At 60.6% G+C, this 13,077-nt stretch carries 11 protein-coding genes; 2 read left to right on the forward strand and 9 right to left on the reverse strand.

The features are described from left to right. Nucleotides 1-65: 65 nt before the first annotated feature. Nucleotides 66-1,061, reverse strand: a complete 996-nt coding sequence (gene galE / locus BM177_RS15975; RefSeq protein ID WP_091685525.1) for a UDP-glucose 4-epimerase GalE — start codon at nucleotides 1,059-1,061, stop codon at nucleotides 66-68. 493 nt (nucleotides 1,062-1,554) lie between these two features. On the opposite strand from galE, the gene BM177_RS15980 reads away from it, so the two are divergent. Then, entirely contained in the window at nucleotides 1,555-2,298 is a 744-nt protein-coding gene (locus BM177_RS15980; RefSeq protein WP_139223669.1) for a P-loop NTPase family protein, read from the forward strand. A gap of 92 nt (nucleotides 2,299-2,390) precedes the next feature. On the opposite strand, the gene BM177_RS15985 is transcribed toward BM177_RS15980, so the two are convergent. From BM177_RS15985 to BM177_RS16010, 7 genes are all read right to left on the reverse strand, one after another. Further along, nucleotides 2,391-3,221, reverse strand: coding sequence for a methyltransferase domain-containing protein (locus BM177_RS15985; protein WP_139223670.1), 831 nt, complete (start codon nucleotides 3,219-3,221; stop codon nucleotides 2,391-2,393). 26 nt (nucleotides 3,222-3,247) lie between these two features. After that, nucleotides 3,248-4,351 (reverse strand): thioesterase domain-containing protein, encoded by a 1,104-nt coding sequence (locus BM177_RS15990; RefSeq protein WP_091685531.1) that lies wholly within the window; start codon nucleotides 4,349-4,351, stop codon nucleotides 3,248-3,250. Continuing rightward, nucleotides 4,336-5,484, reverse strand: coding sequence for an ATP-grasp domain-containing protein (locus BM177_RS15995; RefSeq protein ID WP_091685534.1), 1,149 nt, complete (start codon nucleotides 5,482-5,484; stop codon nucleotides 4,336-4,338). The genes BM177_RS15990 and BM177_RS15995 overlap by 16 nt, the downstream gene beginning before the upstream one ends. A 110-nt stretch (nucleotides 5,485-5,594) precedes the next feature. Beyond that, nucleotides 5,595-6,665: a glycosyltransferase family 2 protein gene (locus tag BM177_RS16000; RefSeq protein WP_091685537.1), complete on the reverse strand. Its 1,071-nt coding sequence runs from the start codon at nucleotides 6,663-6,665 to the stop codon at nucleotides 5,595-5,597. After that, entirely contained in the window at nucleotides 6,658-8,199 is a 1,542-nt protein-coding gene (locus BM177_RS20150; protein ID WP_175492648.1) for an O-antigen ligase family protein, read from the reverse strand. The genes BM177_RS16000 and BM177_RS20150 overlap by 8 nt, the downstream gene beginning before the upstream one ends. Next, nucleotides 8,196-9,443: a lipopolysaccharide biosynthesis protein gene (locus tag BM177_RS20155; RefSeq protein ID WP_175492649.1), complete on the reverse strand. Its 1,248-nt coding sequence runs from the start codon at nucleotides 9,441-9,443 to the stop codon at nucleotides 8,196-8,198. Before BM177_RS20155 ends, BM177_RS20150 begins: the two co-directional genes overlap by 4 nt. Beyond that, a complete protein-coding gene (locus BM177_RS16010) occupies nucleotides 9,440-10,606 on the reverse strand; it encodes a glycosyltransferase family 4 protein (RefSeq protein WP_091685541.1) in 1,167 nt (388 codons plus the stop codon). The genes BM177_RS20155 and BM177_RS16010 overlap by 4 nt, the downstream gene beginning before the upstream one ends. A gap of 496 nt (nucleotides 10,607-11,102) precedes the next feature. On the opposite strand from BM177_RS16010, the gene BM177_RS16015 reads away from it, so the two are divergent. Continuing rightward, nucleotides 11,103-12,596: a GumC family protein gene (locus BM177_RS16015; protein WP_091685543.1), complete on the forward strand. Its 1,494-nt coding sequence runs from the start codon at nucleotides 11,103-11,105 to the stop codon at nucleotides 12,594-12,596. Between the two features lie 101 nt (nucleotides 12,597-12,697). Here BM177_RS16015 and BM177_RS16020 read toward each other — a convergent pair. Further along, nucleotides 12,698-13,077 (reverse strand): DUF4010 domain-containing protein (locus BM177_RS16020; protein WP_139223671.1); only part of this gene is annotated, 380 nt, incomplete at its 5' end.

Here is a 13,077-nt window from a genome sequence, read left to right on the forward strand (position 1 = left end):
CAAGCAAGACCTGATCATTCAAGCGAGACCTGGTCATTAAAAAAACGGCGCGCTTTCGGGCGCCGCTAAGATCGGCCGAGGGTCAGGTTGTGCAGACGCCGCTCCCAATCCAGCGCCTGCCGGACGATGGTCGCGAGATCGGCAAATTTGGGGAGCCAGCCCAACGTGTCCCTGACGCGGTCGGCGCCTGCGACGAGCGCGGCGGGATCGCCGGCGCGGCGGGCGCCGATGCGCACCTCGAAATCAACGCCGGAGATATGTTTCACCACCTCGACGACTTCGAGCACGGAGAATCCCCGGCCGTAGCCGCAATTGCAGGTGAGGCTGTCGCCGCCTTTGCGAAGATGGCGGAGCGCCAGAAGATGAGCCTCGATCAGATCCGTGACCTGGATGTAGTCGCGGACGCATGATCCATCGCGCGTCGGGTAATCGACGCCGAACACATCAAGCCCGTCGCGATGTCCGAGGGCGGCCTGAACGGCGACCTTGATGAGATGAGTCGCCTGCGGCGTCGACTGGCCAAGACGCCCTTTTGGATCGGCGCCCGCGACATTGAAATATCTTAGCGCGACAAAGCGCAGAGGATGCGCTTTGGCCACATCCTGGAGCATCCACTCGACCATGAGCTTCGAGCGTCCGTAAGGGTTGATCGGCGCAAGCGCATCCGTTTCGAAGATGGGATTGGACGCGGGTTCGCCATAGACCGCCGCAGTCGAGGAAAAGATGAAATGAGGCACATGATTCCGGACCGCGGATTCAAGCAGGATGCGCGCTTTCGCTGTGTTGTTTTCATAATAGAGCAACGGGTTCGTGACCGATTCCGGCACGACGATTTTCGCCGCGAAATGGGCGATGGCGTCGATGTCGCCCCGTGCGAGAATCGAATCGATCAGGGCCGCGTCGCCGAAATCGCCCAGGATGAATTCGGCCGCCTCCGGCGTCGCCCAGCGAAATCCTGTTGAAAGATCATCAAGAACAACCACCTTCTCGCCAGCGTCGAGAAGAGCGAGAACCATATGGCCGCCGATATAGCCGGCGCCGCCGGTGACAAGAACCGCCATTTGCGTCTCATTCTGGTTGGACGAATCCTGCTCTGACTTACGGGAGCCCTGCAGCGCGCTCTTGGCGCGCCACCGACCATCAAAGACAGGTTGAAAACGAAATTAAAAGATAAATCGACAAGATTTCTGGTTGTAAGTTGCAAGATTTTTGGTTGTAAGTTGATTGCATTGCAAATCATAAAAACATACATAACCTAATCGAAATATTCACCCAATTCAAGGGTTCGGCTAGAGCATATTCCGATCGGATTGAATCAATCCAATCGACCCCGGCAAAGTCCTCGGACAGATCTCGGAACGATGATGTCGCCGGCATGGACAATCACATGTTCCGCTTCGTTCGCGACTGGAGCGCTTTCCGATCGCATGAAGTCATGCGATCGATCAGAAATCGCTCGGCCGGCTTTGAAATTCGATTTTTGGATGTTCGATTCAGATTCTTGGAATTCAACGTGTATCCCTGCGCCATTCTTTGACTTGGGAGCCTTTTGACGTGGGCCTTTTCCAGCGGTTGCATTCAACGAATAAGGCTATCATCGAAGCCGTCGGAACATTGGGACGCGCGAAAGTCCCGTTGATTTCGGAGGAGCGGCCGGCGCCGCCGGTCCCCGGGGGCAATCCTACTCCGGCGCTGCGAATTCCAGAACTCGTCCAGTTGTTTCACGCGATCAACAGTCTGAACGCGCGGGATCAGCCCTATATCCTGCAATTCATCGGCTCTGTTCCCGGCGAAGGCGTGAGCACCATCGCCGCGAGTTTCGTCGAGATTGCCGCCTCGCAGCGCACGAAGCAAATTCTTTTGATCGACTGCAACCCGGCGTCGGGCGCCGCCACGCAGCCGCCCTCCCTGATTGACGCCTTCCACGAGACGGGCTCGATCGACGCCGCCATTCGAACAGCGGCGGATCATCAAAGGATCAAACTAGCCCGTCTCTCCACCGCCGAGGACGCCAGACTCGGTATCGACGCCGCCGATCTGCGCAGGCTGCTCGAGCTGGCGGCGAAGAGCTTTCCGGTCATCGTCCTCGATTGCCCGCCCGCCATCCAGGCGCCGGAATCCCTGGCGCTCGCACGATATTGCGACGGCACGGTCATCGTCGTCGCGGCGGAGACGACCGCCCGTTCTGTGATCGATCAGACGAAACGGGCGCTCGAGCGGTTCGACGCCAATATCATCGGCATGGTGTTCAATCAGCAAAAGAACTACATCCCCCGCTGGCTTGACCGGCGGGACTGAACGCGCCCTCCTGGCGCCAGAAATCGCTCCAGAGACAAAAACTTGAGCATATTCTTGTCGATTGGAGTGATTCACTCCAATCGGAATATGCTCTACGCCGCATCGAACACCCAGTAATAATATCGCGAATATGAATCGATGAACAATGGCGAGACGCCCTGCGCGGCCTCGGTGAAATGTCCGGATTCGCGGACGAACTGGACGACCGGCGCAAGAACTTCGGGCATGCTTCCGCTGAGCAGGAGCCGGATGTTTTCGCCGGTCTCCTTTCTGTGGGACACGATGTTCGGCAGGACGCGTCTCCAGACCTCCAGTCCGAAGGGATTGTTGAAGACCAGCATGAGCGGACCCTGCGTCGGAAGTTGAAAATCGACGGCGTCCGCATTGATGAAAACGCATTCGCTCATTCCATCGCCGCCCGCGCGAAAGTTTTTCAGATTTTCCTGAGCAATGTTGTGAGCGAATGGCGAGTATTCGACGCCGATCACCTTCCTGAAGCCGACGGTCGAGGCGAGAAGCGCGAGCCTGCCTTTTCCCGAACCGAAATCCACCAGGGTGGCGTTTGACCGGTCAACGGGAAAAAACCTCGTCAAAAACTTGAACATGCGCGGCGAAATCGAGACGATGGCGGTGCCGTGCTCCTTGTTGGAGCCAACGACAGAGACCTGCTCCATTCCGATGAGACCGGAGGTCTGAGTATGATGACGCTTGTCCCATATCGAGCAGATCAGAGCGCATTGCATGCAGCGAATCTCATCGCCGACGCGGCTTAAGGCTTCAAGCGGCCCTCCCGCTCCGATTTTCCTCCAGATTCCGGAGACGCCCTCATTTCTGAAAATGCGGATCGCCGCCTTGCGCTTGGCGCTCCACCAGTCGGCGGGGGCCTCGCCGGGAAGAACGTCAGCCGAATGTTTTTCGCTCATGTCATGACTCGCGGTTGCTTTCTTGATCAATGTTTTGTGCAGCACTGTGAAGAGACGTAAAGGTCAATTTGCGCCAGCCGGTTCGAAATGTGCGCGGCCAGTTCATGCACGTGAGGTTCCCGCAGCATTCCGGCGTGGTCCCCGCCGAAGGGACACACGTCATGCGCTTGCAAAAAGGCGGGGTAGGCTATGGCGACGTTGCACCCGAGCGGGTTACCGCGCTCCGAGCAAAACAGAATCGCCTTCCCCGGATAGGAGTCGAGGCGATGGGCCTGCAGCGCTGCCCAACCTGCGGCTCGGGTTTCGGCGAGGCCGGGCGGGAGGCCTTCGCGATGATAGGGAGAAGTTCCAACGTGGCGGGCGCCAAGCATTCGTCGCGCGCGGCCCAACACGGGACCCGCGTGCGAGACGAGGTATTCCTTGATCTCGGTTGCGCTCAGTCCGCGGATCGTGTTGGCGTGATGCTTACATCTGCGCCAAAAAAACTCGACCCGCGCCGCGAAAGGCCATTGCCACTCCGGCAGGGAGGGTTCCATCAGGCCGAGGAATTCGACGGTTTCCCCCTCGTTCAGAAGCAGTCTAGCCGTCTCAATGGCGACGAGGCCGCCGCAGCTGTATCCGGCGATTCGGTAAGGCCCCCGCGGCTGCTCGGTCCTGATGGCCGCAACCTGATGTTGCGCCATCTCCACGACTGTAGTGTGCGGCGGCGCATCGCCATCGAGGCCTCGCGGCTGATTGCCGTAGATCGGTCCGGGATAATCAATGAGGCGGGCTAGTTGAGCGAGTTCGAGCGCCACCCCGCTGATACCCGGAAAAATGAAGAGAGGGGTTCCCTCGCCTTCCTTCAATTCCGCCAGAGCCTGACCTTTCGGAGCCTTGCCGGAGCGGACAAGGTCGATCATTTCAGCAAGCGTGTCCGCCTTGAACATCGCGGTGATTGGGATGACGACCCCCGTCGCCTTGCCAATTTCGGACAGCAGCCGGTAGACCCGCAGCATGCCGACTTTGAGATCGAGAATGCTCGCCTCGTGGGCGGCCCGTCCGCGCTCTAGCACCCGGTCCCACAGGTCAGTGACGATCGCCTCGACGTCGCCACTGTTCTTAGCGGACTGATTTACTCCAGCGCACATGAAATTTTCTCGTTTGCGGGAAGAGCCATGTTCAACAAGACCGAGGTCTGTTCGTCCAGCGAGCCGGCGATGCCCGGCCGGTCGTCCTGGCAGAGGCGGAGGCGTTCGCAAAGAATCGGGATCGGATCGCTGAGGTAGTAATTCAGGACGCGCCGGTCGCAGGCGGTGACCGGCTTGCCGGACAAGAAACGCATGATCAGGTTTTTGTTCACGTACACATCGACCTTGCCGATGCGAAGCGGATTTGCCGGATCAAGGCTCCCCGTCTTGAGGCTGAGATCGACGAAATTGAGCCCCGCGAGGGCGAGCGCGAACATCGAGTACCAGTAACGCGGGTTGCACTCGATGAGGGTCAGTTCTCCCGACAGGGCGTCCTTCCTGACGTCGAAATGAGCGACGCCATGATAGTTCGTCGCCGCCGCGATCCGCTCGGCCATCGAGCGGATGCGCGGATCGTCCTCGTAGCGATAGCCCCACTTGAAATGCTGCTGGAAACCGTAGGCGACGACGCGGCCGTGGTCGCAAACCATGGCGAAACCGCAATCCTGCCCATCGACGTATCTCTGCGCGAGAACAGGACGATAGTCTTCCGTCAGGAGACGGACGAGCTCGGCTTCCGTCCTGATGACGAAAATCCCGGAGCTGCCCATCTTGTTGGTCGGCTTCACGATCAGCGGAAGAGGAATTTCCTGATGGCGAAGAGCGTTCCAGAGATCCTGCGACGTCTGAAAAAGCCATGTCTCCGGCGTCGGAAGATCTTCCTTTCTGCAGAAATTGTAAAACCACCATTTGTCGTTGAGGTGCGCGAACGTGACGGGATCAGGCAACGAACAGGCGCGGACCGGAAGCCGATCGGCAATCAACGTCAGGAGCCGCGTCGAGACGACATCCGAGGGCAGGACGACGTCCGCGCCGATTTGCCTGACGGCTTTGGCGATTTCTTCTACAGCCGTCTCGAGAGGCGCCGCGCCGGGGACGAATTCCATTTCCCGGTAGGAGGCGCAATAGCGCGACAGCCGCAGACCGCGCGCCATGTTCTTGCCGAGAACATGAACCTCGTATCCGGCCAATTGAGCGCATCGCATCGCGTGATATTGCTGCTTCAACGAGAACGCTAGCAAAAGGGCTTTCATCGCGTCGTTTCCAAAAATCTCGGGAGCAAAAAAGGTCGGCGAGTGCGGTTTCCTGGCTGCTGGGCGGCTATGGCGGGAGCAAGGCCGCTCCTGATTGAAACGTAGACCTCTCAGCCGAGCCCGTTTTTGATCGACGGACCCGCCAAAGAGGCGTTTGCGTTCCGCTGCATCTCCTTCGCCTTTGCCGCGAGCCAGGTTCGGACGCCTTCCGGAAGGAGGAGGCCGAAGGCCGTGCCAAGGGCGCGCCAATCGGTCAAGATCAGCGCGGGATGAAGCGCGAGAGCGCGTTTCAGGAGATCGAAGGCGTCCTTGCGGCGCCCGGTCGAGAGAGCCTTCCAGGCGGCGATGCGATAGTGTTCGGCATGGCCGGCGTTGATCACCTGAGCCGGGACGTCGGGCATCGTGCTGGCGATGCAGGCGATCGCGCGATCGGCGTTCTCCACGAATTTCGCGGAATTGAACGAAAGGCTGCTCTCGCGCAAACGGTAATAGGTCAGCGGCTTCGGCAGCAATTGCGCGCGGTAGGGCGTCAGATCGAGCACGCGGCACCACATCTCGTAGTCCTCGCAGCTGCGCAGTTCGGGACGGAAAAGACCAGCCATCTCGAAGCATTCCTGCCGGACGATGGGCGTCGAGCCATTGCCGACATGATTGCGGCGGATCATGTCGTGCAGGGACGGCCGGGCCTTGCCGGCGATCAGGATCGAGCCGGTGCGGCGGCCGTCCTCGGTCAGGTATTCCGAGTGGCTGAAGCTGATTCCGATCGTGCTGTCCTCCCGCATCATCGCGACCTGCAAGGCGGCCTTTTCGGGCGCCCAGATGTCGTCTGCGTCGAGAAAGCCGATGAAGGGGGCGCGCGCGTTCAAAATGCCGGTGTTGCGCGCGGCGGAAAGACCGGCGTTTTCCTGCCAGATGATGCGCATCCTTGGATCGTCGCATTCCTTTTGCATCGCCTCCAGAACCTGGAGGCTGCCGTCGGTGGCGCCGTCGACGACGACGATCACCTCGATGTCGCGAAGGGTCTGGTTGAGGGCGGAATCGACGGCGGCGCGAACATAGGGTTCGACGTTGTAGGTCGGGATGACAATGCTGAGAAGCGGGGGCGCGGCCTGGCCGCCGCCGTCCTGGAGAGCATGAAGCGTCTCAAACTCTTTGATGGCGTTCGCCTCGGTGTCACTCATCGTTTTTCCAATCGCGATACGAGCGGGTCTTTTGAAATGCGACGGGCCGCGCGGCGCCCGGACTGAACGCGAAGGCGCGCGTTCCTCGAGCCCCCAACGTCGCCGGGAAATTCGCGCCGCCGGCGGCGGCCCGCGCCCGTTCGGGACGCTCGGCGCTCAGGGTCGCGCCGAGCCATGTGAAAAGGAACAGGCAGGGGAGGGTGAGGTTGAACAGCGCTTCGTATCGGCAATAGGATAAAAGGCAGAGGATGAGACCGATGGCGACGAGCGCGCCGCTGCGGCGGGGATCGTCGAAGTCGTAGCTCAGGAACCGCCAGATCAGCGCGACGAATGTGAGCGTCATGGCGAAGACGAACGCCGCGAGCGTGGGCGCTCCGCCGGTGTAGGCGAGGCCGTAGATGGTCGAATGGCTGCCGATCGGAAGCGTTTCCTTGTTGTGCACGGAATCGCCGATCCAGCCGTTTCCGATGATCGGAGACTTGAGGAAGCCCTCCCAGCTTTTGGTGTAGATCAGTTCGCGGGCGAGGCTTGACCCGGCGCGCGCGCCGTTGACGCCGTCCTGAGCCTTCTTGACCGCGTCGATGGGGTCGAACCCTTGCATCGCGGCGAAGAAATAAGTCGTCAGCACGACGCCCGTGATCCCGAGCCGCCAGCGGAACGGCGCGCGAAAGAACGCCAGGATCAAGGCGATGACGAGCATGGAGACGATGGCGATGCGACTCCAACTGAACACCACCGCGACGACGCCTCCGGCGACGCCGATGAAACGCCATTTGAGGCTGCCTTCCAGAAAGCTGATGAAGGCGATGGCGAGACCGCCAAGGCCAAGCCCTGTCGTCCATGGAAAGAACAAAAGCAGCCGGGTCGACAGTTCGCCCAGCGTCTCCTCGGTCTGGAAGATGGTCGTGACCGTGTAGAACGAGACCGAGGGGCTTTTCGGCAGGATCATCCCGACCGGCGTCGGCCAGAGCTGGAAATTCTGCAGCCCGGCGAGCCTGCCGACGGCGGCGAGGGCCCCGAGAAGGATGATATATCCGCCGACCCAGGTGACGGCGCGGACCGTCCGAGGTCCGTCGAGACGATGCGCCGCGCCCGCCGCGATGGCGAGAGCGCCGAAAATCCATCCGACGACGCCAAAGCCGAACGCATTGCCGAAACCCTTGGCGTAGTCGCGGATGGCGATCCCGTTGAGGATGGCCGCGCAAGCCTGCGAGACGCCGATAAAGATCCAGCTGAAGACGATGATATTGATGAGAACGCCCCGCGGCCAGCGCTCGGCCGCGAGCTTGACCAACATCAACGCGCCGGCCGGGGTCAATGCGCCAAGGCCCCACAGGATCGGGATGAAGCGGAGAAATCCGTCGTACAATTCTGCGCCGCGCAAACGTCCGAGATCGCGGGCGCGAAGGCGCAGCTTCGCAAATGCGCTCCGCGGGCGAGCCTGCGCCTCGGAAATCTGGTCCCTCGACAGCGCGCCGAATGCGGTTTGGCGCGGATTTGCGGACTGGCCCAGTGCTGGGGCGTCATTTCTCATCCGACAGCGGCTCCCTCGGCGGCCGGGCGGTCGATGACGGGCGCTGGTTCGATCATGCTCACGCGCCGCGTCAGATATACCGAGAGGGCGGTGTGGGCCATGGTCCCAAGGATGGCGCCGAGCGCTCCGCCCAGCCATGCGCTGGCCGGGATGATGACAAGCGCCAGCACGGCGCGAAGCAGCGACACGCGATTGGTTTTCATCACCGCGCCGATCGCGCGCAGATGCGCGTCCAGGACCGTGAGGAGGTAGCGCAGCGGCACGCTCGAGAGCAGGAGCGGCGCCAAAAACATGAACTGCGGGGACCGGTAGACGAAAAGCCCGAGCGGCGCCGTGAGCGCCGCGACCCCGAGGGCGCAGAACGCGCCAAGACGCGGCATCGAGCGGCGCAGTTCGGGAAACGCCCGAGCGGGATCGGACACCATCGCGGGATATTTGGCCTGAATCTGGGACCATCCGGGGGTGTCGCTGACGGTCAGCATCTGGCGGCAGAGACCGAACAGCCCGAGGTCGGCGCGGCTCATGACATAGGACGCAAGCAGAACGGTGAATTGATCTGATCCGAGGTTCAGGATATCGGCGGTCAGAAAATGCGCGCCGGCGCGCACATGCGTCCAGAAATGGTTGAAGGAGATCCGCGTGCGCGGCATGTACAAAAACGCCGCGAATGTGCCGGCGAAGCGAAACATCGCGAGCAGCAAGGCGAACATCAAATAGGAGGGGGCGAAGGCCGCGGCCGCGATCAAGCCAATGAAATTCGCGGCCGGAGGGATGATCGACTGCCACGCGCGTCCGTGCAGAACCTGAAGCGCGTTGGCGACGTTGGCCTGGGCGAAAAACGGCCCGGCCATGGCGAGCAGCGCGATCACCGCCGCTTCTTCGAGATTGCGCCCGGCGATCAGGCCGAGCGCCGCCACAAAGGGCAGGCTCAGGGGAATGACGACCCAGGCGGCCATAAGGCCGAGCGCGTTTTTTTCGCTCTCCGGCGTGTCCGATCTTGCAAACACATAGGTGAGGCCAAAGGTGCCGACGAGAGCGATCACGACGGTCGCGACGGTCGCCACGGCGAGCGTTCCGGCGGCGGGAAGGCCGAAGCGGCGCACGATCAGAACCGACAGCAAAAAGCCGTTGATGTTCTGAAGAACGCGCGCCGCAAGAACCAGACCTGCTTCGCGGCCATAACTCCGGACGCTCGCCTGCGCCCTTTCCAACGCCGCGCTGAGCAGTGCGCCGGCGCGATTCATGATTGCGGAGTCTGACTTGCGATGGAGACGAACTCTTCTTCTTGCTGGACGGCGCGGTGATAGAGCTTGTCATAGCTTCGCGCGACGGCGTCCCAGTCCGGGAGCGCGAAGGTCGCGAGAATATCCGTCATCCGCTCGATAAGCTGCGGATTGGAAATCAGCCTTTTCAGCTCCAGCCTTAAACCCGCGACGTCCTTCTTCTCGAAATAAAACCCGTGTTCGCCTACGACGGCGCTGTTTTCCGCGATATTGCTGACGAGCGCAGGAACGCCGTAGGACATCGCCTCCAGAAGCGCCATCGACATCCCTTCGAGGTAGGACGGCAAGACGAAGAGGTAGGCGTTGCTGAACAATTCGGCGAGTTCGTCTCCCGTCCGGTGGCCGACGAAAACCACACGGTCCGGATTCGCCTGGGCGCGCAGCGAATCGATATATTCGGCGGAGCCTTCGCCCCTCGCGCTGACGTCGCGGGTTTTGTTGACCTTACGGCGCTCCCCGGCGATCACCAGCTTCATGTCGGTGTCGAGTGTGTTGAACGCCTCGATCAGATCGTGGCACCCTTTTTCGGGAGTCAGCCGGCTGGCGAAAAACACGTAGCGGTTGGGCGAGAGGCCGAATTTCTCCAGCAACGGCCCCGGCGCGACCCTTTGCTTGGGCGAACTGCCGTTCGGAATGAAAACGGCGGGCGCATCGTAACGCTCGTTGAAATAGCGTCGCATGCTTTCCGAGACGACCGAAATCTGATCGGCGTTATGCGCGAGGACGCTTTCCGCAAACCGCAGGCTCATTCTCGCGGCGAGGTTCCATTTGTCGCGCTCATGGTCGAGGCCGTGAACGGTGACGATTGATTTCTGCCCGAACAGCCGGGTCAATGGAGTGAGAACGCCGGGACCCACGGCATGGAAATGAATGATGTCATAACGCCCCATCGCGCGCGCGAGAGCGAAAGAACTCCTTGTAATCGTCTCCAGATATTTTCCGCCGAAGGAGGGCGTTGGAATCGCGCGCACCCGGGGGCCGCCGTTGAAGGAAATATCCTGACGCGAAAACACGTCGACGGTGTGTCCAAGGTCCGCGAGACGCGGGCAGAGCTCGGTCAAAACGCGCTCAATCCCCCCGTAGCTGGAGCCCAAGCCACGAGAGCCGATCATTGCGATCTTCATAATGAACCCCGTGAATCGAATTATGAATATATTCAGCCGATAAATGAAACCAAGCTGACATGGATATGAAATCCTTTCTAGGTCTGCGTTGTGCGATAACGCACATGTTCGCAACGATCCGGCCCGTTAAGCCTCGAGGCGATTCCAGCCACACCGAAGTTTTCTTAAGCTCTACTGTATCGACGACGGAAATATCCTCGCGCGGGCGGACTTTTATAATGAATAGGGCAGGCGCGTTGTCGGTGAGGTTAGTAGAAGTCATCCGGTTATTGGCCGATTGAATAAATGATGAGAGTTCGTCGGAACGAAGCCCCCTTTCCGGCTTATGCTAAGGGGGGCATTCGAGTATGATGAGAGTGATCGCTCTATTTCTTGGGTCAATTTTTCAAAATTTCTTGGGCCATTATTTCAAAAATAAATTCGAAAGCTGGAATGTTTCAGTCCGGGCCTCAGGCTGGCGTTTCGTCCAAATGAGCGTTGACGGAGGTTTTAGCCGGTGAATGATTCAATCCGACAGCGCGGCGGCGGACGGAGCTTCGGCGAGCCTCTCAGGCAGCGCGGCGACTTCGTTGCGGAGCCGGATTCCGGCGCGCCGGCGTCAGCTTCGTCTTTTCGACTTTATCTGGCCGCGGCCGTGAAGGACCGCCGGCGCATTTTCCGGAACATGGCGCTGGTCCTCGGGATCGCGTTTGCCGCGGCGCTCGCCTCCAGGCCGACATTTGTCGCCGAGTCTACGCTGCTTGTGCTCTTGTCTCCGGATTATTCTCCGCGTGCGGCGGGAGACGACTCGAAATCGGGCGCGTCGATTGTCGTCGACCGCGATGCGGTGCTGAAAGACGAGGTCGAGATCCTGACCAGTCCAGCTCTTGAAAAAGAGACCTTGAAAACCGTCGGGCTTGAACGCGTCTATCCCGACGCTCTGAAGCCGCCGGGCTTACGCGCGCGAATGACCGAATGGTTCGGGACTGTCGTCCGCTCGTTGTTTTCTATGGCGGGGGTGCAGAAATATCCGCCCCGCGCGATCGATCCTCTTGATCTCGCCGCGGCGGGATTCGCCAAGGATCTGACCGCTACGGCCGATAAATCCGGCGACATTATCGTCGTCACCTTCCGCCATCGCGATCCGGAGATCGCGGCTGACGTCGTCAATGCGCAAATCAAGGCGTATTTCGACAAGCGGACGGAATTGCTCCGCGATGTTCAGTCAAATCTTGTGGCGGAGCAGGCGAAAGTGTTGCGCAAGGAGCTCGATCGCGTGTCCCGCGACTATTCCGATTACAAAGAGAGCAATCAAATCTCCGATTACAGCAACCAGCGCCTCCTGCTGCTCCGTCAGCAGGGAGAGACCTCCCGGGACCTGCAACAGGCCGAAAGGTCGATCGCCCAGTCGTCCCAGCGCCTTTCGGTGTTGCAGAAGGAGCTTGAACAATCGCCGCAGGACGCTGGCCCCTACCGCAATCAGATCCGGACCCGGCCTGTCGTATCGGATACGCTGCAGGTTGACCGCAATCGGGCGCAACAGGAGCTTCAGGCCAGCACCGCACGCCGCGCGACGGACGTCACCCAACTTGCTCAACTCGACGCTCAATTAAAAAATCTCGATCAAAAGGAGTTCGAGCTTGAGCGTCTCGACGGACAGCGCAAGCTCGTGTCCGACAATTACAGCAAGGTGATGAAGGCCCTGGACGAGCGGATGTTTCAGGAGGATGTCATGGCGAAGAAGACCTCCAATATCCGAGTCATTCAGCCGGCCGAAGTTCCTGTCGCTCCCAACAATCTTCGGCTGATGATCGTAGGAGCCGGAATCGCCCTCAGTCTGTTCGCCGGGGTCGCGACCGCGTTCTTGTCGGAGGCGCTTCGGCGAGGCTATCTCACGCCTGAAACCCTCGAACACCACGTGCGCGCGCCCGTCCTCGCCAGCGTGCCCAGTTTGCGAAGCCCGCCCCGGCTGATCGCCGCAAGCGAATCCGCCGGGCCGGCAAAAAGCTGAAAGCGGAGCGCCGACCGAAAAAGGATCGGTGAAAAGGCGCAAACGACATGAGAGACAGGCAACAGGGCTTTGCCTGGCGCCGTGACCGCCAGCCTAGTTGATCATGCGGGGCGCATCGCCCAGCCGGCCCAGGCGGCGAGCATCACGAGAATCAAGCCAGGAATAACGCGGCTCGCGAACGCGAACCCGCCTGCCGTGGCGGCGAGCAGGATCTTCGTGGCCGTGTTGGTCGTGAGGGCGAGCAAAATAGGAAGCGCGGACTTCCCCGCGGCCAGCTTTCCCGCGCCGACCAGGGTTGCGACCGAGATCGCCGCCGAATGAGTATCGATGAAGCCGGCGACCACTGCCGCTCCGATGACGCCGGCCGCGCCAAACCATTGGTCCAGGGCTCTGGATGCGAGCAGAATCGCGCAAAGCATGGCGACAAATGTCAGGGCGGTTCCGACGCTGAAGGCTTGCCCGCGTTCATTCACCGCAGCCG

This window comes from Methylocapsa palsarum (assembly GCF_900114285.1).
Classification (GTDB): domain Bacteria; phylum Pseudomonadota; class Alphaproteobacteria; order Rhizobiales; family Beijerinckiaceae; genus Methylocapsa; species Methylocapsa palsarum.